This window comes from Vibrio sonorensis (genome assembly GCF_001854765.1).
Lineage (GTDB): Bacteria > Pseudomonadota > Gammaproteobacteria > Enterobacterales > Vibrionaceae > Vibrio > Vibrio sonorensis.
In genome coordinates this window covers 89,936-109,970 of sequence record NZ_LJJE01000092.1, presented here as the reverse complement: position 1 = coordinate 109,970, position 20,035 = coordinate 89,936, and the positions used below count along the sequence as shown (strand labels likewise).

Annotated in this window: 17 protein-coding genes and 2 pseudogenes; 15 read left to right on the top strand and 4 right to left on the bottom strand. The window is 44.7% G+C overall.

Annotated elements, in window-relative coordinates:
* Positions 1-187 precede the first annotated feature (187 nt).
* From BLO31_RS16320 to BLO31_RS16305, 4 genes and pseudogenes are all read left to right on the top strand, one after another.
* Positions 188-1,578 (top strand): annotated as a pseudogene (locus tag BLO31_RS16320) (HlyD family type I secretion periplasmic adaptor subunit).
* A 49-nt stretch (positions 1,579-1,627) separates the two neighbouring features.
* A complete protein-coding gene (locus BLO31_RS16315) occupies positions 1,628-2,290 on the top strand; it encodes a transglutaminase-like cysteine peptidase (RefSeq protein WP_070969717.1) in 663 nt (220 codons plus the stop codon).
* Positions 2,291-2,295: 5 nt separating this feature from the next.
* A complete protein-coding gene (locus BLO31_RS16310; RefSeq protein WP_070969055.1) occupies positions 2,296-4,206 on the top strand; it encodes a bifunctional diguanylate cyclase/phosphodiesterase in 1,911 nt (636 codons plus the stop codon).
* A gap of 12 nt (positions 4,207-4,218) precedes the next feature.
* Positions 4,219-6,336, top strand: coding sequence for a type I secretion system permease/ATPase (locus tag BLO31_RS16305; RefSeq protein ID WP_070969052.1), 2,118 nt, complete (start codon positions 4,219-4,221; stop codon positions 6,334-6,336).
* A gap of 45 nt (positions 6,337-6,381) precedes the next feature.
* Here BLO31_RS16305 and BLO31_RS16300 read toward each other — a convergent pair whose 3' ends face one another.
* Positions 6,382-7,662, bottom strand: a complete 1,281-nt coding sequence (locus tag BLO31_RS16300; protein WP_070969048.1) for an HD-GYP domain-containing protein — start codon at positions 7,660-7,662, stop codon at positions 6,382-6,384.
* 331 nt (positions 7,663-7,993) lie between these two features.
* On the opposite strand from BLO31_RS16300, the gene BLO31_RS23585 reads away from it, so the two are divergent.
* From BLO31_RS23585 to sstT, 5 genes are all read left to right on the top strand, one after another.
* Positions 7,994-8,422: a hypothetical protein gene (locus tag BLO31_RS23585; RefSeq protein ID WP_070969045.1), complete on the top strand. Its 429-nt coding sequence runs from the start codon at positions 7,994-7,996 to the stop codon at positions 8,420-8,422.
* Positions 8,419-9,006, top strand: coding sequence for an SCO family protein (locus BLO31_RS16290; RefSeq protein ID WP_070969042.1), 588 nt, complete (start codon positions 8,419-8,421; stop codon positions 9,004-9,006). Before BLO31_RS23585 ends, BLO31_RS16290 begins: the two co-directional genes overlap by 4 nt.
* 2 nt (positions 9,007-9,008) lie before the next feature.
* The gene (locus BLO31_RS16285; protein ID WP_070969039.1) at positions 9,009-9,497 is read left to right on the top strand and encodes a copper chaperone PCu(A)C; all 489 of its coding nucleotides are present in this window, start codon (positions 9,009-9,011) and stop codon (positions 9,495-9,497) included.
* Positions 9,498-9,741: 244 nt separating this feature from the next.
* On the top strand, positions 9,742-10,791 hold the full coding sequence (rsgA, locus tag BLO31_RS16280; RefSeq protein WP_070969036.1) for a ribosome small subunit-dependent GTPase A: 1,050 nt from the start codon (positions 9,742-9,744) through the stop codon (positions 10,789-10,791).
* A gap of 209 nt (positions 10,792-11,000) precedes the next feature.
* A complete protein-coding gene (gene sstT, locus BLO31_RS16275; RefSeq protein WP_070969033.1) occupies positions 11,001-12,218 on the top strand; it encodes a serine/threonine transporter SstT in 1,218 nt (405 codons plus the stop codon).
* A gap of 78 nt (positions 12,219-12,296) precedes the next feature.
* Here sstT and BLO31_RS16270 read toward each other — a convergent pair whose 3' ends face one another.
* Positions 12,297-13,463, bottom strand: coding sequence for a tetratricopeptide repeat protein (locus tag BLO31_RS16270; protein WP_070969030.1), 1,167 nt, complete (start codon positions 13,461-13,463; stop codon positions 12,297-12,299).
* Between the two features lie 547 nt (positions 13,464-14,010).
* Here BLO31_RS16270 and nagB point away from each other — a divergent pair.
* Both nagB and BLO31_RS16260 read left to right on the top strand, forming a co-directional pair.
* Positions 14,011-14,811, top strand: a complete 801-nt coding sequence (gene nagB / locus BLO31_RS16265; protein WP_070969027.1) for a glucosamine-6-phosphate deaminase — start codon at positions 14,011-14,013, stop codon at positions 14,809-14,811.
* Between the two features lie 197 nt (positions 14,812-15,008).
* Positions 15,009-15,908 carry a DMT family transporter gene (locus BLO31_RS16260; RefSeq protein ID WP_070969024.1) on the top strand — a complete coding sequence of 300 codons (900 nt, stop codon included), beginning with the start codon at positions 15,009-15,011 and terminating at the stop codon, positions 15,906-15,908.
* Positions 15,909-15,921: 13 nt separating this feature from the next.
* Here the strand turns inward: BLO31_RS16260 and BLO31_RS16255 are convergent, their stop codons facing one another.
* Positions 15,922-16,377: a GNAT family N-acetyltransferase gene (locus tag BLO31_RS16255; RefSeq protein ID WP_070969020.1), complete on the bottom strand. Its 456-nt coding sequence runs from the start codon at positions 16,375-16,377 to the stop codon at positions 15,922-15,924.
* A gap of 137 nt (positions 16,378-16,514) precedes the next feature.
* Here BLO31_RS16255 and BLO31_RS16250 point away from each other — a divergent pair, with 137 nt between their 5' ends.
* The gene (locus tag BLO31_RS16250) at positions 16,515-16,850 is read left to right on the top strand and encodes a hypothetical protein (protein WP_070969017.1); all 336 of its coding nucleotides are present in this window, start codon (positions 16,515-16,517) and stop codon (positions 16,848-16,850) included.
* Positions 16,851-16,865: 15 nt separating this feature from the next.
* Here the strand turns inward: BLO31_RS16250 and BLO31_RS16245 are convergent, their stop codons facing one another.
* Positions 16,866-17,630: a ferredoxin--NADP reductase gene (locus BLO31_RS16245; protein WP_070969014.1), complete on the bottom strand. Its 765-nt coding sequence runs from the start codon at positions 17,628-17,630 to the stop codon at positions 16,866-16,868.
* Positions 17,631-17,918: 288 nt separating this feature from the next.
* On the opposite strand from BLO31_RS16245, the gene BLO31_RS16240 reads away from it, so the two are divergent.
* The 3 genes and pseudogenes from BLO31_RS16240 to BLO31_RS16230 all read left to right on the top strand — a co-directional run bounded on the left by BLO31_RS16240 (position 17,919) and on the right by BLO31_RS16230 (position 20,024).
* Entirely contained in the window at positions 17,919-18,155 is a 237-nt protein-coding gene (locus BLO31_RS16240; protein ID WP_070969010.1) for a hypothetical protein, read from the top strand.
* 97 nt (positions 18,156-18,252) lie between these two features.
* Complete coding sequence (locus BLO31_RS16235; RefSeq protein WP_070969007.1) at positions 18,253-18,630, top strand: nuclear transport factor 2 family protein; 378 nt, start codon at positions 18,253-18,255, stop codon at positions 18,628-18,630.
* 81 nt (positions 18,631-18,711) lie between these two features.
* Positions 18,712-20,024, top strand: a pseudogene (locus BLO31_RS16230) (alpha/beta fold hydrolase).
* Positions 20,025-20,035 lie beyond the last annotated feature (11 nt).

Sequence of the window (20,035 nt, the reverse complement as noted above, 5' to 3'; positions counted from 1 at the left end):
ATTGGCGAGATGCTATACAGGCAACTAAGCTATAAATACTTAAAATAACTCTCTCGGTTTTACTAGCAAGTTCTTAACATTTGGCCGCTAGGGTAATAAAATCAGCAATATATATACCCAAGTCATTTCCTATAACGCCTTTTCGAATCTGACTTGAGTCTAGTAATTTTATTGACAGGGACTTTTTATGAGTAAGAGCGGTTACGATAAGCTTGCTCCTTCGGAACTAGACTACGTGGACGATAAAACAGCGGCGCTGTTATTGAACACACCTTCCAGCGCTCGATTGATGCTCTGGATTATGTTGCTATTTTTTGTTTTGGCAGCGGTTTGGGCTTCTTGGGCGGAAATCGACAAAGTGACAGTGGGACAAGGTAAAGTTGTACCTTCTTCACAAATCCAAGTCGTGCAAAACTTGGAAGGTGGCTTGGTCAAAGAAATATTGATTCGCGAGGGTCAGCAAGTCCAAAAAGGTCAGCAGTTGCTACTGATAGACGACACTCGTTTTCGATCAGATTTTCGCGAACGAGAGCAACAAGTTGCCAACCTGACCGCTAGCGTTATGCAGCTTTCTGCGTCCATTACCAGTGTCACTGTCAATGAAGAGTTCACGGAAAAGGATTGGCAAGAAAGTATCAATATTGATTACAGCAAGCTGCTTTCCCAACGCCATTTATTGAACAACGCCCTAAGCTAGTTGCCCGCCAGATTGCAGAGTATCGCCAAGATCTCAATAGGCTTCGCAACCAGCTCTCTGTGATCGACCAGCAAGTTAAGCAAAAACAGCAAGATCTCGTAGAGATCCAAGCGCGGGTTCGCAACCTAAGAGACAGTTACAACTTCGCTCGAAAAGAGTTAGAAATCACCAAACCTCTTGCTGATGAAGGCGTAGTACCCCAAATCGAGCTGCTAAAACTACAACGTCAAGTTAACGATACACGGCGCGAACTTACCTCTAGTGAACTAAAAGTGCCGGTACTCCGGTCTGCCATTAGAGAAGCAATATTAAGTCGAATTGATGCGGCACAAAAATTCCGTTCAGAACAGCAAGGGCTGCTAAACGAAGCACAAGACAGGCTTTCGGCGCTCACTGAATCTGCGGTTGGCTTGGAAGATAGAGTAAATCGAACCGTCGTCATTTCCCCTGTAAACGGCACCGTGAAGACCCTTAATGTCAATACGGTTGGTGGCGTGATCCAACCAGGTATGGATATTGTCGAAATTGTACCGAGTGAAGACACACTCTTGGTAGAAGCCAAAATAGCCCCTCAAGATATCGCTTTCTTAAGGCCTGACTTACCCGCAATTGTTAAGTTCAGCGCCTATGACTTCACTAAATACGGTGGTCTTGACGGGACGTTAGAACACATTAGTGCTGATACCACTCAAGACGAAGAGGGTAATAGCTTCTACTTGGTCAGAGTCCGAACGAAGGAAACGTCTCTCGGTCACGATGAGACCTTACCGATCATTCCCGGTATGACGGCTTCTGTCGATATTATTACTGGTAAACGCACCGTGATGGAATATCTGCTTAAGCCGATACTGGGTGCAAAAAACAACGCTTTAAAGGAGTAATCGTTCGAATGAATTTAGTGTGCACTGTCAGCAAGGTTGGCCAATAGGTATGAAGCGTTGGCTCATTTTAGCCACATTGTTAGCCACCTCTTTTGCCCCGTCAGCTCTTAACACCAAAGAGCAAAGATGGGTCGACGCTGTACGTGCCACATATGGTGATCGAGCAGGGCGCCGAGTTGAAACTTGGCGAAGTGAAATGGAGCAGTACAAAGGGTTGGGAGAGCGAGATAAGCTCACCGCCGTTAACAACTTCTTCAACCAACTCAACTTTATCAACGATATTAATCTTTGGGGAAAAAACGACTACTGGGCGACGCCATTAGAGTTTTTAGGTAGTAACGCCGGCGACTGTGAAGACTTTACGATTGCCAAGTACTTCTCCCTATTAGAGTTGGGGGTATCAGATAAAAAGTTGCGCCTTGTCTATGTTAAGGCAATAGAACTCAATCAATTTCATATGGTTCTGGCATACTATTCCAAACCGAGTGCAGAACCGATTATTTTGGACAATATCAATCCACAGATAAAACGCGCATCCACTCGTAGGGATTTGCTACCGATATACAGTTTTAATGGTAAGAATCTGTGGTTGATGAAATCACAAAAAGGCCAGCTTGCAGGTAAATCTTCAAGACTGAGCCTATGGAACGACCTAAGAGCAAGGGAAAAAGAGCTCAAACTTAAAAAACCGATAGTCAATTTCGATGAGTAGGCACTATGACTTTATATAAACAACTCGTGGTGGGGATGATAGCAGTGTTCGTGATGCTAATGGCGTCAGTGTTCATTATTGAGTTCAATACCACACGAAACAACTTAGAGTTGCAACAACGCTCTGAGGTGAACAACACCATCAACACGGTGGGTTTGGCCTTGGCACCTTACCTTGAAAACAAGGACCAAGTTGCGGTTGAATCTGTAATTAACGCTTTGTTTGATGGTAGTAGTTATTCCATCGTTCGCTTGATCTTTTTAGATACAGGCGACGAGATCCTACGTTCTTATCCAATTAAACCCACGGATGTACCCGAGTGGTTTACCAACCTTCACCTGTTCGACCGCATTCACGATCGAAGAGTCGTTACCAGTGGTTGGATGCAACTTGCAGAAGTGGAAATCGTTAGCCATCCTGGGGCCGCCTACTCCCAGTTATGGAAAGCGTTTGAACGTTTAGTTTTTGCATTTTCAATCATTTTCACTATCGGTCTTCTCGCCATCGCTTTTATTCTCAAAAGAGCATTGCGCCCACTTCAACTTATCGTAACCAAAATGGAACAGGTGGCCAGAAACCAGTTTGGCGATCCGCTTCCAAGGCCTGCAACTAAAGACCTTATCTATGTTGTTGATGGAATTAACAGCATGTCGGCTCAAGTAGAAAAGGCGTTTAAAGCGCAAGCAAAAGAAGCTCAACAGCTTCGCGAAAGAGCCTATATCGACCCGGTTTCTCAACTTGGTAACCGCGCCTACTATATGAGCCAACTGAACTCTTGGCTTGGTGAAGGCGGGACAGGTGGTGTGGCAATACTAGAAGCAAGTTTTATTAAAGAGCTATACGATGACAAAGGCTATGAAGCCGGTGATGGTATGATTCGCGAACTCGCCGACCACCTAAAAGTTTCACTCACACTTCCGGGGATGACCATTGCACGTATTTCGACCGAAGAATTTGGCTTTATTATGCCCAATGTCGACAGTGCTGAAATCAAGCTAGTGGCTGAAAGCCTCGCCAACTACGTTCAAGATGTCAACCCAGACCCGACTGGTACAGCAGATGCCGAAATCGCACTCGGTGTAGTCTACAACCAGCAATCTCATAATACGACCGAAATCCTCACTATGCTGGACAACGCTTTAGCCAATGCTAAGGCCAACCCTGAGCTCACTTATGGCTACGTCAGCAGCGACAGCGAACAGAACCTGATGGGTAAACAGCAGTGGAAAAACTTGGTCGAAGAAGCGATCAGTAACGACTGGATCACTTTCCGCTTTCAGGCGGCGAATAACAACTCTGGTCAAACGTTCCACCGCGAGGTTTTCTCTGCCATAGAAAAAGATGGCGAGCGTTACAGCGCAAATCAATACCTATTTGCTCTAGAACAGCTACATGCCAGCCATATCTTTGATGAGTACGTAATCCGTTCTATTGTAGAAAAACTGATTGCGGGCGAATTTTCTGAGCCAGTGGCAATCAACATTTCGCAAAGCAGTATCGCTCAACCTAGCTTTATTCGCTGGGTGAGTCAGTTGCTTGGCAAACACAAGAATATTGCCGATAAGCTCCACTTTGAGATCCCAGAGAACTGCTTTATCCACTCTCCGCACCACACCGCACTATTTTGTAATGCAGTGCGCAGCGCAGGTGCCGATTTTGGTGTCGACAACTACGGGCGAAACTTCCAATCTTTGGACTACATTAACGAGTTCCGTCCGTCTTATGTCAAACTGGATTACTTATACACTCACCACTTAGATGATGAAAAACAGAAGTTTACTTTAACCTCTGTCTCTAGAACGGCACATAACTTGGGAATAACCACCATTGCCTCTCGCGTAGAGACACAAACCCAGCTGAACTTCTTGTCAGAGCACTTTATTGAAGTGTTCCAAGGCTTTATTGTGGATAAATAAAAGGTTACATAAATGCAGGATCCACTACTCAATTCCCTTATTTACGTCAGTCGCTATTACGGTTTAGCCAATTCACCGGAGGCGTTAATTAACGGGCTTCCTTTGTCGGATGGCAAACTGACGCCATTTCTCTTTCCTCGCTCCGCTGAGCGAGCGGGCCTAGTCGCCAAAGAAAACCGCTCCCAATTAAGCGAGATTTCCCAACTCGTTCTTCCCGTGGTGTTACTGTTAAAAAGTGGTGATGCTTGTGTATTAAACAGCATCAATGCTGATACCCAAGAAGCCGAAGTGGTAACTGGAGAGTCGGGCTTAGTCCCTGTTTCTCTGCCGTTATCTGATTTAGAAGAACTCTATATCGGCCGTTACTTCTTGGTTAAAAAGCAGTTTCGATATGACGAGCGCTCACCAGAAGTACTAAAAACCACGGAAGGACACTGGTTCTGGGGCACTATATGGAAATCTAAGCGCATCTACCGCGATGTACTTATCGCCTCCATATTAATTAACCTGTTTGCGGTAGCCGCACCTATGTTTACGCGTTTGGTGTATGACAAAGTGGTACCCAACCTCGCATTTGAGACCTTATGGGTTCTGGCAAGCGGTATTTTCGTTATCTTCTTGTTCGACTTAACACTTAAGTTAATGCGAAGCTATTTTATCGATGTCGCAGGGAAAAAATCCGACATTCTCATCTCCTCTAAACTGTTTAGCAAAGTGATGGGGATTCGGATGGAAGCCCGCCCTCCATCGGTAGGGGCCTTCGCCAGACATTTGCAAGAATTTGAGTCGATCCGAGAGTTCTTCACCTCCGCAACTATAGGCTCGCTGATAGACTTGCCTTTTGCATTGCTATTCCTGTTTTTAATCTGGTTGATGGCCGGAAATTTAGTGCTGGTGCCGATTGCTGGTGTTTTGATTCTTGTGATCTATTCGCTACTGATCCAAGGACCGCTGCGCCGAACCATAGAAGAAGGTTCACGCCTCGCTTCGCAGAAATACGCCAACTTAATTGAAAGCTTATCTGGATTAGAAACCGTTAAACTGTTTGGCGCGCAAAGTCAGTTCCAGTTCCGCTGGGAAGAAGCGGTTGCACATATGGCAAATTGGAACATAAAAAGTCGCCGTATTACCGACGGCATCCAAAACACTGCTGGATTTGTTCAGCAAGCCTCAAATGTGGGCATGATCATATTGGGGGTTTACCTTATTTCGGAAGGCGAGCTCACCATGGGTGGCCTGATCGCAGCCACTATGCTGAGCGGTAGAGCCATTGGTCCTATGGTTCAACTCTCTTTGCTATCGACCAGATTTAACCAAGCTAAATCATCCATGTCCATTATTGAGCAAGTGATGTCGATGCCTGACGAACAGGAAGAGGGCAAACGCTACATTCACCGCCCAATTGTTCACGGTAAAATAGAACTAGAACGCGTCACTTTCCACTACCCAGACTCCCCAATCGCCTCTATTCGCGATTTGAGTCTAACCATTAAGCCTGGTGAAAAGGTCGCCATTATTGGTCGAATTGGTTCAGGTAAAACCACACTGGAAAGGTTGGTCATGGGGTTGTACAAGCCAACAGAAGGTCATGTACGGATTGACGATACCGATATCGATCAATTGCACCATATCGACATTCGAAGAAATATTGGCTGTGTACCACAAGATAGCCAGCTGTTTTATGGTTCCATTCGAGACAATATCACCTTAGGCCGACCTCTCGCAGACGACCGCGACGTAATGGATGCTGCTAACCGAGCAGGTGTCACTGTATTTACTCAGCAGGATCCTGCGGGATTAGAACGACAAGTTGGCGAAGGCGGTTTACTCTTGTCTGGTGGTCAAAGACAGGCAGTCGCTATTGCCAGAGCGATACTGGGCCGACCTCCTGTACTCTTGATGGACGAACCAACTAGTGCAATGGATAACCGTTCTGAAATGCATATTAAGCATCAGCTCTCTCAGCTAAAAGATAGCGAAACGCTTATTTTGATCACCCACAAAACGTCTATGTTGGACGTTGTTGATCGAGTTGTCGTTATGGAGAAAGGCGCAATTATCGCCGATGGGCCTAAAGAGCAAGTGCTCAATGAACTTAAACAAGGCAAAGTAAGAGCCGTCAACCAATAGATAAGAAGGGGCGATAATAATCGCCCCTTTTTTTGTCTCTCACACCTAGCTGTTGGACGTCTGAAAAAAACCTATTTCGCCAATCGAAATCTGATAGCAGACCTGTTTATTTCTCTCTAAGCACTCGACGACCTGAGCATCCAGCAAACCCTGATTTGCCTGCTGATGAAGAATGGTCATCGTATCTTCAAGTGAGAGTCCATCTCGATAGGGTCGAGATTGAGTTAACGCTTGAAACACATCGGCGACAGCGATCAAACGGCTTGGCTTGTCTAACTCTTTTGCCACTTTACCTAGCGGATAACCAGAGCCATCCAATCTTTCGTGGTGGTTCGCCGCCCAAGACACCACCTGTTTAGAGCGAATCATACCTTGTAATGCAAAACGCGTATCCGTGGAGTGTCGCTTAATACAGGCGTATTCCTCTTCATTTAGACTCGATGGCTTGTGCAATACCGACGATGGGGTTTTAATCTTGCCGATATCGTGCAAGAGCCCCGAAAGATAGAGCATGCGTTGCATTTTTTCCGAGTAGCCAAGCGCTTGACCAAAAAAAGCGGAGAGTTCAGCAACGTGCTTGGAATGTTGAAAAGTAAAAGGGCTCTTGGCATCAATGATTTTAGCCAGTAACTCTGCCATTTCTATCGTCTGATCTAAGCCAGTATGGCTGTCAAAAAAACGTACTTCAGGTAGTCGCGCAACTAAGCTTTCAATATGGTTCGCCTCCATAGAAAACCAAAAGTCGTCGGTCGTTATCAACTCGCACATATGTACCACCATATTGGGTTCAAACACCAATCCGCTGCGAGAAATTAGTTCGTCAATAATGGCGGTTTTATCTCTACTGGTTATGTTGCCAAACTGGTCTGGCTTTGAGTGCACGAATAGGTAGTCGATGCGATCGGAAAGAAAAATCAGAGCGGCGAGCTGTTTATCTAAATCGTCGATACCAGACACTCTAGAAAGCTCAATCCAATGTGTGTGATGATACAAAATTGCTTTAGAAAGTGCCGAGATGGGCTTGCACGCCTCTACCAGTTCATATCCCTTGCGGCAGTGGTGAAGAGTGTCTTCAGGGATAAGTTGAGAGAGAAGCTGACGCCTTTCCGTCTCTTGTGAAACACCGCAGTCGTGAATAAGCCCGGCGCCAAAAGCCATTTGAGCGAGCTCTTCATCCCATCCCATTCGCTTTGCACACTGATAAGCGATGTATCCAACTCTATGGCCATGGTGGATATCATCCACACCAACCGCATCTAACGCCGTAGCAATACCAAGCATCACTTGACGTAAGTCGACACTCACGCTATCTAAGCTGTCATTCATTGAAAAGTTTTACTCGGAGACTCTTTATTATTGATGCGCTAGGCTAATACAACTGACAATGAAGAAACCACACAATTTTAAGGACTATTGCGAGAAATGTGATAGTTATAACGAAAGCGGTCATTTTCGTGCCACAAGCAAAACCACTATTATTACAACAGGTTACATATTGGTACAACTCGACATTGGTGTTGAAAGTTTGATAAAAATCTCAAACAGTTTTGCTACATTTATCCATTAGATTGATTGCAAACACAATTTTTCTAACACGTTGCGATTAGACGTACTGGCTATGCTAAGATACGCCAACGTCATCTTTATCAGAATATTTATGCACTCTAGTATAAAAATCGCCTTGATAGCCGTCGCTTTGTTAGCGGGCTTTTTTGCCCCTGAGTTGCTTAAAGGTGTTAAGGACTCCCCTTCATCGGAGTCTCTTAGCGAATACTGCATGCTATCGACAAAAACGTGTAATTCCGATGGGGTGTCCATGGCTATGGACACCGATATCACACGCCCTTTAGTACCCAGCACTATCACCGTTCACTGGCCAGACACGCAAGCAAAACAGCTTTCTGTCACGTTAGAGGGGGTTGAAATGGATATGGGAGTGGCAAAATACATTCTTAGTAAACAGCCTGACGGTGCTTTTTCTGGTGAGGTATTACTCCCTGTTTGCACCACCGAGAAAATGACTTGGATGGGTGAAATTTCAGATGGACAACAAGCCCGCAAAGCGGCATTGAGGATGCAACAATGAGCAAAAACTGGTCGTTACTCTTAGTCGTCGCATTTGCTTTGGGTTTTGGTATCAAAACCTATTTTGATTCACAGGCAGAAATAGAACAGCAACCAGAATCCACCGTGTTATTTGGTAAAGAAAACCAAGCCGTTGATCTATTTAATACACAAGATCAACGGGTGCGTGTGGTCTACTTTGGATTTACTCGATGTCCCGACGTGTGCCCAACTTCTCTAGCAATGCTGTCAGGTGCGCTCAATGAGATTGATGAAAGCGCACAAAAGCAATTTTGGCCGCTCTTTATCTCCCTCGACCCCGACAGGGACGCCGCGGCTGATGCGCACAAGTACGCTCAATACTTCCACCCTATGATTGAAGGCTTATCTGCTCCACTAGATGTGACTAAACCGCTTGCAGATAGCTATGGCGTGATTTTTAGAAAAACTGAACTAGAGAACTCTCAATTGGGTTACACCTTAGATCACAGCTCCTATTTTTATTTTTTAAAGCCCGACGGTACCTTGATTACTAAAGTACCTCACACTATGACACCGGCACCGATCGTTGCCGCTATGAATAAAATTACTTCAGAAGGAAAATAACAATGAAACTACGCACTCTACTGCTCGCATCACTGGTTTTGAGCCCATTGGCATATGCCCAGTCAGATATCCAGGTAGATGACCCATATGCTCGTGCTACACCGCCAACAGCGGTAAACAGCGCGGTATTTGGCGAAATCACCAATGCTGGTGATGCCGACCGTTTTATCGTTTCAGCATCTACTGATGCCGCTGGTAAAGTAGAACTTCACGATGTGATTAAAGACGGTGACGTTATGAAAATGCGTCAGGTTGAGAACTTTAAGATCCCTGCCAACGGCAAAACCGTACTCAAGCCTGGAAGTTTCCACATCATGTTGTTTGAGTTAAAACAACCACTGGAAGAAGGAAACAAGATCGAGGTTGAAGTTGTGTTTGCCAATGGTGAAAAGCAGAGCTTTACCGCCCCTATCAAAAAAGTCATGAAGGGAATGAAGCACAAACATGACCATGCACATGATCACGGTCATGAGCACAAACACGATCACTAAGGTTCTATTAATAAAGTCACAAACAAAAGAGTGGGATTATCCCCACTCTTTTTGCTATTATTAAGCGGATTTATTTTCAAACTTTCTACGGAGGAAAAGATGATTGTATTACATACCCACCCGGTGAAGCAGGACAAGTAACCTTTTTCTACCCTCCTCTTTCACCCGGTGTTTATCTACCGGGGTCTTATAGACCCTAGCTTTATTGTGCAGATATTATCTGCAAACTGGGGTATTACTATCCATGACTATTTCAACACCTATGACCTTAGGTCAATTAGGTTGGAAACACTCGTTTCAACAACAGCTATCACTTGACGAACTGACCGAATGCACACCGTTTCGGGTCACTCAGCAGCATCGCACTCACTATTTACTTATTGGTGAAGAGGGCGAACACAAGCTTGAGATGCACCACAGCTTACCTCCAATGACAGTTGGAGATTGGGTATTGATCGACAAACAAGGTCATTTTGTTCGTTGCCTAGAACGCTTGTCTTTGATTAAACGAAAAGCCGCTGGGTCAAAAATAAGCGAGCAATTTATTGCAGCCAACATTGATACTCTCTTTATCGTCTGTGCGTTGAACGAAGACTTTAATCTCAGTCGAATTGAGCGCTTTATCGCCCTAGCGAGAGAAGCCGGGCCAGAGCCCGTTGTTATCTTGAGTAAAGCCGATCTATGTGAAGATACACTGCACTACATTCAACAGGTTCAAAGTATTGATCCCTTTATCAGTGTTCAAGCGGTTAATGGCCTTGACGCGCAAGCAATAGATTCTGTGTCACCTTGGTGTGGTGAAGGAAAAACCATTGCGCTCACAGGGAGTTCTGGCGTAGGTAAATCGACATTGTTGAATCAGCTGAGTCAGCAAGAAGTTCAACAGACTAATGATATTCGCCTGGACGATGGAAAAGGTCGCCATACTACTACGTCACGCTCAATGCATTGGGTTCCCGACGGTACCATAGTTATCGACACTCCGGGCATGAGAGAAGTACAAATTTTCGATTGTACGGAGGGACTTGAAGAGACCTTTCAAGATGTTATTACGCTAATCGAACGCTGTCGCTTTAGCGATTGTCAACACGAGTCTGAACCGGGTTGCGCTGTCAACAAAGCAATAGATAACGGAACCCTGTCGGCTCGACGTCTTAGCAACTACCTCAAACTGGAGCGTGAACAACGGAGAAATTCCGAGTCCATCGCTGAGCAGAGAGAGCGACACCGTCAGTTTGGTAAGCACGTAAAATCAACACAGGCAGAGAGTCGAAAACGAAAGAAAGGATACTAACGATATATGGGGGGCAACCCCCATTATTTTGTAACGACACCCACTCACCTTTACAACATAATGTTTACAATAATAGCAATGACATAATTATTAATGCTATTTATCAATTAAATCTAGACACATTATTTCAAACCGATAATATTGCCTGCTTCAGTTGAAATAACTGAAATCATTTAATACCTATAAAATAATTCATTGCAGGAATACTTATGCAACACAACTCTCTTATTGCCCGTTTTGCACGCGGTAATTTGGTGTTACAGATCCTAGCGGGTATCGTTATCGGTGTCGCTCTGGCAACTGTTTCACCAGATTTAGCAAAAGATGCGGGACTACTCGGAAGTCTATTTGTCGGCGCACTAAAAGCCGTCGCTCCTATACTTGTTTTTATTTTGGTTGCAGCGTCAATCGCGAACCAAAAGAAAAACCAGCACACCTATATGCGTCCAATCGTGGTTCTTTACCTTTTTGGCACATTGATGGCAGCTTTGACCGCTGTCGCTCTGAGCTTTCTTTTCCCGACCACGTTAACTCTTGTTACTGGTGCTGAAGGCGCCAATCCTCCACAGGGTATTGGCGAAGTACTCCACACCCTTCTATTTAAACTTGTCGATAACCCAGTCAACGCGTTAATGAGCGCAAACTACATCGGTATTCTGGCATGGGCGATCGGTTTGGGTCTTGCGCTTCACCACGCTTCTGGCACAACTAAAGCTGTTTTTGAAGACTTGAGCCACGGCGTATCAACCATTGTTCGCTTTATCATTCGCTTAGCGCCATTTGGTATTTTCGGCTTAGTCTCTTCTACACTTGCCACTACTGGATTCGAAGCGCTAACTGGCTACGCAAAACTCTTAGCTGTACTACTAAGTGCGATGGCGATCATTGCTCTTGTTGTTAACCCAATCATCGTATTGGTGAAAACTGGTGAAAACCCATACCCATTGGTGTTCCAATGTTTACGTGAAAGTGGCGTTACCGCATTTTTCACTCGTTCAAGTGCGGCAAATATTCCGGTAAACATGACGCTTTGTGACAAGCTAAAGTTAGATGAAGACACCTATTCGGTATCCATCCCTCTTGGCGCGACGATCAACATGGCTGGTGCAGCAATTACCATTACAGTGCTAACGTTAGCCGCCGTACACACAATGGGGATTGAGGTAGACTTTTTAACGGCTATTCTGCTGAGCGTAGTAGCGGCGGTATCGGCGTGTGGTGCTTCTGGCGTTGCAGGTGGTTCGCTATTGCTGATTCCACTGGCTTGTGGACTCTTTGGTATCCCTAACGATATCGCAATGCAGGTGGTTGCCGTTGGCTTCATTATTGGCGTCGTTCAAGATTCGGCAGAGACTGCGCTTAACAGCTCAACTGATGTTGTGTTTACTGCGGCTGTTTGTAAATCACAGCAGAAAAAGTCTCAGTAACCTGAAGATATTCGATAAAAAACCGCTCCATTTGTGAAGTGACCCCCAATAGTTGGACACCAATTATTGGGGGTCTTTTTATGGCTTGTTACTGTCTATTGGCGATTGACTAAAATCCAGTTTTTCACCCGTGTCTTCTGTTCCATCATCCGTAGACTCAGGCAAGTTCTCCATCATTGGCACGTCTAGTTTTGGCTCTTGCGTGTCAGATTCCAGTTCTTCTTGAGGCTCTATTACGGTATCAATAAGAGTGACTTTGCGCTTGTATATCTTGTTCAACGCCTTAATAAGCGCATGCTTACCCACTTTGTTCTCTTTGATCTTTTTCAACATCGGCTTAGAAATCGCCTGCAAGCCTACTACGGTATCGACCCCAATATTTAAAGCGACTTGATCCCGTAACACCCTTGCGCCTTCATGACCGAGTTGACCACCCAAAAACAGCCATATATAGGCTATTGCATTGCCATTAGGCGAAATATCCATCCAAGCTTCACCTGCTCTGTACATCGCTTCAGTATGACCTTTTTCGGCTGCACGTTCTAACCAATAGCAGCCTTTAAGGTGATCAGGGGGAGTGCCTATGCCTTTGATATAGTTGAGCCCCAACTTTGTCCGCCCCTCATTGCTTTTCAGGCTCGCTGCCTTGCGTAACCAGTCAAGTGAACGAGTGGGCATGCGTTGAGCATTACTTGGAGAAGCGTACCAATCACCCAGAAAGAGCATAGACTCTATGTTCCCTCGCTCGGCCGCGTCTTCCAATATTTCTATCGACTTAACTAAGTTTCGATCAACGCCTTTACCGTGAAACATCGCTTCACCGCGCTTAAACTGGTGAGCCAAACTACCTTCAAGTGCTGTGATGCTAATTTGCCAAAACTTGGCTTGTTCTTTGAGGATCAAATCTTCTCGAATGCGGTTACTGATACGCACGATACCGTACATACCCGTAATATTGTCCAGATTAGCCGCTTTGTTGTACCAATAAAGGGCTTCTTTAGGGTTGCTGCGCTCAGCTTCTTTAGCTAAAAAAAGAATGGTAGGGATATGGCCATTTTCGGCTTTGAAAACGCGCTCTTCGCGTTCTTGTTTTCGATTTTTTTGCAAAGCTTTCCTGAACGCTATATCACGCTCTCTTCTCTCTTGCTCTAATCGCTTTTTGCGCAGCGAAAGCACCAGCATCCAGACAAAAGTACCCAGTAGTAACAGTCCAGTAGCGCCTATCGCAATACCAATTAAATTCATCTTTGTTTCTTTCTTAGCGGAGTATTGTCCAAAACAGACAAACTCCAACATTTTAAATATAGTTTGCTATCTGCATGTTAGCCTACATTGGCTCTCAGGTAATGCGCAATATTCATCAACGTGACCTGACCAGTTGTTCTACTTCGCCCCCCCCCCTTTTGAACCTCAGCCAAGCTGACAGGCATTTCCCCCCGTTCTAAGTGAGTACGACACTTGAAGAAATAAATAGACCATAAGTTTAACTGGTTGTTATATAAAATATATTTCTGATTTTTATCGACAATCTAATCAGTTAACTCAAACGATGAGAGCACAAATTCAGCAGTAGCACGATCTTATTTCTCGTCGTAAATTTTCATTAACCACGTCGGTAGTAGCACGTATTTCTTTATAGAATTTGTATCACGCAAACGTGTAACTTAAAGGTAAGCTATCACTTACATTGTAATTAAGGAAAAATTGACCAAAAACAATGGCGCGGGCTTATCACTTATTTTATAATCCAAAATAAATTTAGATTTAGAATACAACCATTAGAGGCAACACAATGAGACTTATCCCGCTGAATAAAGCAGCACAAGTAGGTAAATGGTCTGCAGCTCATATCGTTAAGCGCATCAACGAATTTAAACCAACTGCAGAGCGTCCTTTTGTTCTTGGTCTGCCAACCGGTGGTACTCCACTAGCGACATACAAAGCGCTAATCGAGATGCACAAAGCAGGTGAAGTAAGCTTCAAACACGTTGTGACATTTAACATGGATGAGTACGTTGGCCTTCCAGCTGACCACCCAGAGTCATACCGTTCATTTATGTACACTAACTTCTTCAACCACATCGATATCCAAGAAGAAAACATCAACCTTCTTGATGGTAACGCGGCGGACCACGAAGTTGAGTGCCAGCGCTACGAAGATAAGATCAAATCTTACGGCAAAATCAACCTATTCATGGGTGGCGTGGGTAACGATGGCCATATCGCCTTTAATGAACCTGCATCTTCTCTGTCTTCACGCACTCGTATCAAGACACTGACTGAAGATACTCGTATCGCAAACTCTCGTTTCTTTGACGGTGATATCAACCAAGTACCTAAGTACTCACTAACTATCGGTGTTGGTACACTTCTAGACGCTCATGAAATCATGATCCTTGTAACTGGTCACAACAAAGCGCTAGCGCTTGAAGCGGCAGTAGAAGGTAGCGTTAACCACCTATGGACAGTTTCTGCACTACAACTTCACCCTAAATCAGTGATTGTATGTGACGAGCCTGCAACTCAAGAACTGAAAGTAAAAACAGTTAAGTACTTCACTGAACTTGAAGCAGAGAACATCAAAGGTTTCTAATCTTTTGCTGTCAGCATCACTAAGGGAAGCCAAAGGCTTCCCTTTTGTTTATCTGTTGTTATTTCGCCGAACGCCATCCCAATTTTTATTCATTGCTTTAACCCGCGATTTCAGTCACATTAGCGATCGGGTTTCTTGCGCCTTTCTGTTTAAGAAACCTTCTTAGTGCTCTCCCCCTGATTGTGAGGTTTAGGTTCATGTCTTTAGGCAGTTTTGTCCGTTTGCTATGCTTAGCCGCTATATGGGGTGGTTCTTTCCTGTTTATGCGAATTGCTGCCAATACTTTTGGCCCCGCTTATCTAATTGAGTTAAGAGTGGGGTTTGCAGCAATCAGCCTATTTATCGCGTCACTTTTCTTGCGCAAAAAGTTGCCTTTTAGAGCCCATAGCCGACATTTTTTTATTATCGGTTTATTTAATACCGCCCTTCCGTTTTTGCTTTTCGCTTATGCCGCCCAGACTTTAAACGCTTCAACGTTAGCCATTCTAAACTCCACTGCCGCTATATGGGGTGCCGTGATTGGTGTGGTCTGGCACAAAACTCGGCTAGATGCCAAAGCCCTTATAGGCTTGGGAGTAGGCATTATTGGTGTAGCTGTCCTTGTCGGATGGGACGCTGCGGCTTTAGGGAAAGCCAGCGCGCTGCCTATTGCCGCCGGTATTATGGCGTCGTGTTGCTATGGGATTGCGACCAATTACACCAAAACCGCTCCCTCAGTGCCTTCCTTTGAAAATGCACATGGCAGTATGTGGGCCGCGGTCATCATTGTGCTGCCACTACTGGCATTTATTCCTATGCGTCAAGTACCGACTGAAATAGAAATGTCATCGGTACTCGCTTTGGGGGTACTTTGCACCGGCGTCGCGTACCTACTCTATTTTAAGTTAGTTAACGATATCGGTCCGGCGTCCGCTTTGTCCGTCACCTTTTTGATTCCAATGTTTGGCATTTTATGGGGAGCACTGATACTTGATGAACCAGTGGGATGGAACACACTTTTAGGCACCGCCATGGTGCTCACTGGTACTTCACTTGTCACTGGGTTCTCTATCCGACAACTCTTAAAGTCAAATCGTGCAGCCAACGCCGCTCGTTAGCTCTGGGGCTGTACTAAAGAACGAGTGCCATAAACTCACTGTTTGGATCATTGGTGTAATCTGCAAACGGCTGACATTTTTGAAAACCGCGTTTGCTGTATAGGGATCGAGCTGGTTTAAAAAAATCCATAGAGCCTGTTTCTAAGCTCAATCGTTGGTAGCCTCTCGAACTCGCTTGTTCAATCACATGCTCTAGCAACTTTTTACCGATTCCCTTACCGCGAGATTCATTGCTCGTTCTCATTGATTTAATCTCACCGTGTTGCTTGTCTAGTTCTTTTAGCGCGACACACCCCAACACTTCGTCCCCGTCCCATAGCGTCCAAAACGTTAGACCGTTCTGCTTGAGGCCTTTGAGATCTAACGCGTGAACACTCTCAGGCGGAGAGGTAGAACGCATATCTTCCAAGTGCTCTTCAAGCAAACTGATCACCTTAGGGTGGTCGATTAGATCAACAAGTATATTCATCATTATTCCTTTAAAACTCTGACCGTTAAGTTGGTCTAAAGCAGAATGCATGCCATGGTTTGAACGCAAGTTTGGTCTTTGAAGTTCGAAGAATGATTTATACTTAGAGTGACTATGTGGGGATAGGGAGTACCACGATGAACAGTCTAATTTTAGCCACACTGCTATTAACAACCCCTGCCGACGAAGATCAGTTACCTACTCCGCCGCTTAAGTGCATGCTGCTCAATAGCAGGGACAATTTTTGGTTCTATAAAGAGCAATTGGTTTATGAAAGCGAACAGTTTGCGCTATTCCACAATTTTAAAGGTAGAGTCGTTACCCAAATCGATCTCAAGAGTGGCGAATGGATACGAACCACTTACATCGGTGAACCATACGACCCTAAATATCAGATTTTATTAGGATATTGCAACAATCCTATCGAAACTTTGAAGAAGTGGAAGCGCTCGGAGACCATATACGACAACTGAAATAGAGACTTAGCCTCACCAATATCTCTCGTAGACGATATTGCCCCCAGTCGCGCGTCGATATTTTTCGAGACCTTTTGCAAGTAGCACAGATTGGGTGTCTTTAATCATCTCAGGGTTACCGCAGAGCATCACAAAGCTTTTATCTTGTGAAAACTCTAGCTGAAGTTGCTTTTCAAAAGTCCCATCCTCAATCAAATCAGGTATGCGGCCCTGCAGTACTCCGGGAATTTTTTCTCGACTCACAACAGGGACATAGGTTAGACGCCCCTCGTACTGAGTGACGAGTTGATCAATCAGATAGCGATAAACTAAATCACCTTTGTGGCGCACCGCGTGCACCAAAATAATGCATTCATTAGCGGGACGAAAGCTCATATCATCCAATAATGATAAGAATGGTCCTATGCCCGTTCCTGTCGAGAACAGCCATAAATCGCGTGCAGATTTAGGAATGGTGTCGAAGACAAGATCGCCATTGGCTTTATCCCCAACATACACGGTATCCCCAACTTTAAGGCCTTGCAGTTTAGGACTTAACTTGCCATTTCTATTCGAAACAAGAAGGAACTCAATAAGGTCATGGCTGGTTAGCGGAGCGTTAACAATAGAATAAGCTCGACTGATTAAGTCGCCATTCTCATTGGGAAGTGCCAATTTGGTGAACTGGCCCGCTTTAAAACTTAGATGCGCTCCGCCAATTCGAAGGCTAAACAAATCTTGCGTCCAATCCGTCCTCTGCTCAACGGTAGCGGCAGTAAATCCGGCGAATTTTTTCATCACTTGCCCTCTTCCGAAACACCCTTTAAAACTAGATCTTTAACAAAGTTAAGTAAAGCATTTAATTTATCAACCCATACTATTTCACAAAATGATAACAGTGAATTCTCAAAACTGAGGAGAAGACGACAATCCCAATAATTTCTCAGCAATGCACTCCATTAACAATATAGTTCTTTATGCTCTAGCTATCTCCTTTATCCAATGCTATTGAATCCTCCCAAATACCCCCTTTCAACCAAGCAGTCCAACTCTGCCGTAGGGAACTTATAAAGCGAGGATTAACCTATGAATGATTATATGTATTACGCCAATTTGGCACGTGAGGCTGAGATCAGGCACGACTGGCTAAGTGCCGCCGAATATTGCAAAAAGCAGAGCTATACGCCAATAAACTGGAAAACTGTCAATGGTCTGAAACCCGATCTCAATTTTGTCGTGCTCGAGCTGGCCTCATTCACAACAACCACTATATCTCCAGCATCAAACCCCACTAATACGGTTTGTATGCATAGCGATTTTTGATCTAACCTTTGATCTCAGTGGAGTATTACACCTTCCACTTCCTCTATTGATACTGCATCATATTAATTACATTGCATATTTAAAAAGGAAGCCGCTGATGTATTTCACTGAACACTCGGTTATTGAGCTAGAAAAAACACTCCAACAAGCGATGTTGTCTTCTAATGTAACTCTGTTAGATGAGTTACTTTCTGATGACCTCGTATTTATCAGCCATTTGGGACAGCGATTGAGTAAACAAGACGACATTGGTGCTCACCAATCTGGCCTATTAAAAATATCTAGTATCGAGTTGAGCAATCAGTACATTTCAATCGCAAATGATATCGCTACGGTGACCGTCGACGCAGCAATAACCGGGGTCTTTAATGGGGCTGATGCCAGTGGAAGCTTTATCTTTACCCGAGTTTGGCGCTACAAAGACAACAAAGCTCAGATTGTCCTCGCTCAATCAACCGCGAGAATTGGTCAATAACTCTTTTGAGCATCGGCCTATACAGGTTAAAGTAACCCCTTGATTGGATGGCTTTATAGCCAATACTCAAGGGAATACACCATGCCGACTTATGCGCCATTTATTGATGCTGACCTCTGTTTTAACCCAATGCGTTTCAAGGTTCCTCTGAATTACAACGCAAGGGATAAAGATACTATTTCTGTCTTTGCCAGAGAAGTGAGAAAAAACAGTCCCGCATCAAAAAACAAGCCATGGCTGATATACCTGCAGGGGGGACCCGGCTTCCCGTCCCCGCGCAGTGGCTCCGAGTTGGAATGGCTGAGTTTCGCCTGCGAGCACTATCAAGTATTGCTTATTGATCAAAGGGGAACTGGCAATAGTCACGTACTGAGTGTACAAACCCTCGCTCATTTAACACCGACCCAGCAAAGTGAATACCTATCCCTTTTTCGAGCTGACAATATAGTGCGAGATGCGGAAGAAATTAGAAAAGCCATGAAGATTGAAAAATGGGCCATTTTGGGCCAGAGCTTCGGTGGTTTTTGCACTCTTACTTATCTCTCTCACTTTCCCAATAGCTTATCAAGGTGTTATATCACCGGTGGTGTCGCGCCGATCGCTAGCCATGCTGATGATGTTTACCAAGCCACATTTGAAAGAACCAAAGAAAAGAATTTCGCGTTCTTTCAACAGTTTCCCAAAGCTCAGCAACTTTGCCAAAAAATTGCCAATTACCTGTTAGACAACCCGGTAGTTCTGCCCAATGGACAACGTTTTACGGTGGAGCAGTTTCAGCAACTGGGCATTCACTTTGGTATGGCGAACCAATTTTTACCCATCTATTACCTACTTGAAAACGCGTTTATAGAGGTCAACGGCAAGGAGGTACTAAGGATGAGTTTCTTTATCAAATGCTCTCCGATCAAGTGTTTCACACCAACCCTCTCTACGCCATTTTGCACGAATCTATCTATTGTCAGAACGCCGCATCCAATTGGAGCGCGCACCGCGTTAGACAGTCTATTGGCGAGTTTAACTACCAAAGAGACAAACCATTTTATTTTACTGGAGAAATGGTCTTCCCGTGGATGTTCGACCAATACGCCAGCCTTGCACCGTTAAAAGAAGCGGCGCATCAGCTCGCTGAGAAATCCGACTGGCAACCTCTGTACAAAGAGGAAGTGTTAGCGAACAACCAAGTTCCCCTCGCCTGCGCGGTATATGCTGAAGATATGTTTGTCGACATGATGCTCAGTCGCCATACCTTGGCAAAGATCCCCAACGCTTCTGCTTGGATCACAAATGAGTTTGAACACAATGGTATCAGAACCCATGGTAAGCGGATTCTTGATACTCTAATACAAATGGCTGATAAAATAGAAAATCAGCAAAGTTTGCATCGACAGTCATAAGTGTGGAGGAC

Excerpts from the sequence above, each read along its gene's own strand:
- sstT (WP_070969033.1), top strand. The coding sequence starts at position 11,001 with ATGCAACACAACTCTCTTATTGCCCGTTTTGCACGCGGTAATTTGGTG.
- nagB (WP_070969027.1), top strand. The coding sequence starts at position 14,011 with ATGAGACTTATCCCGCTGAATAAAGCAGCACAAGTAGGTAAATGGTCT.
- BLO31_RS16245 (WP_070969014.1), bottom strand. The coding sequence starts at position 17,630 with ATGAAAAAATTCGCCGGATTTACTGCCGCTACCGTTGAGCAGAGGACG.
- BLO31_RS16285 (WP_070969039.1), top strand. The coding sequence starts at position 9,009 with ATGAAACTACGCACTCTACTGCTCGCATCACTGGTTTTGAGCCCATTG.
- BLO31_RS16300 (WP_070969048.1), bottom strand. The coding sequence starts at position 7,662 with ATGAATGACAGCTTAGATAGCGTGAGTGTCGACTTACGTCAAGTGATG.
- BLO31_RS16315 (WP_070969717.1), top strand. The coding sequence starts at position 1,628 with ATGAAGCGTTGGCTCATTTTAGCCACATTGTTAGCCACCTCTTTTGCC.
- BLO31_RS16250 (WP_070969017.1), top strand. The coding sequence starts at position 16,515 with ATGAACAGTCTAATTTTAGCCACACTGCTATTAACAACCCCTGCCGAC.
- BLO31_RS16235 (WP_070969007.1), top strand. The coding sequence starts at position 18,253 with ATGTATTTCACTGAACACTCGGTTATTGAGCTAGAAAAAACACTCCAA.
- BLO31_RS16290 (WP_070969042.1), top strand. The coding sequence starts at position 8,419 with ATGAGCAAAAACTGGTCGTTACTCTTAGTCGTCGCATTTGCTTTGGGT.
- BLO31_RS16260 (WP_070969024.1), top strand. The coding sequence starts at position 15,009 with ATGTCTTTAGGCAGTTTTGTCCGTTTGCTATGCTTAGCCGCTATATGG.
- BLO31_RS16255 (WP_070969020.1), bottom strand. The coding sequence starts at position 16,377 with ATGAATATACTTGTTGATCTAATCGACCACCCTAAGGTGATCAGTTTG.
- BLO31_RS16310 (WP_070969055.1), top strand. The coding sequence starts at position 2,296 with ATGACTTTATATAAACAACTCGTGGTGGGGATGATAGCAGTGTTCGTG.
- BLO31_RS16240 (WP_070969010.1), top strand. The coding sequence starts at position 17,919 with ATGAATGATTATATGTATTACGCCAATTTGGCACGTGAGGCTGAGATC.
- rsgA (WP_070969036.1), top strand. The coding sequence starts at position 9,742 with ATGACTATTTCAACACCTATGACCTTAGGTCAATTAGGTTGGAAACAC.
- BLO31_RS16305 (WP_070969052.1), top strand. The coding sequence starts at position 4,219 with ATGCAGGATCCACTACTCAATTCCCTTATTTACGTCAGTCGCTATTAC.
- BLO31_RS23585 (WP_070969045.1), top strand. The coding sequence starts at position 7,994 with ATGCACTCTAGTATAAAAATCGCCTTGATAGCCGTCGCTTTGTTAGCG.
- BLO31_RS16270 (WP_070969030.1), bottom strand. The coding sequence starts at position 13,463 with ATGAATTTAATTGGTATTGCGATAGGCGCTACTGGACTGTTACTACTG.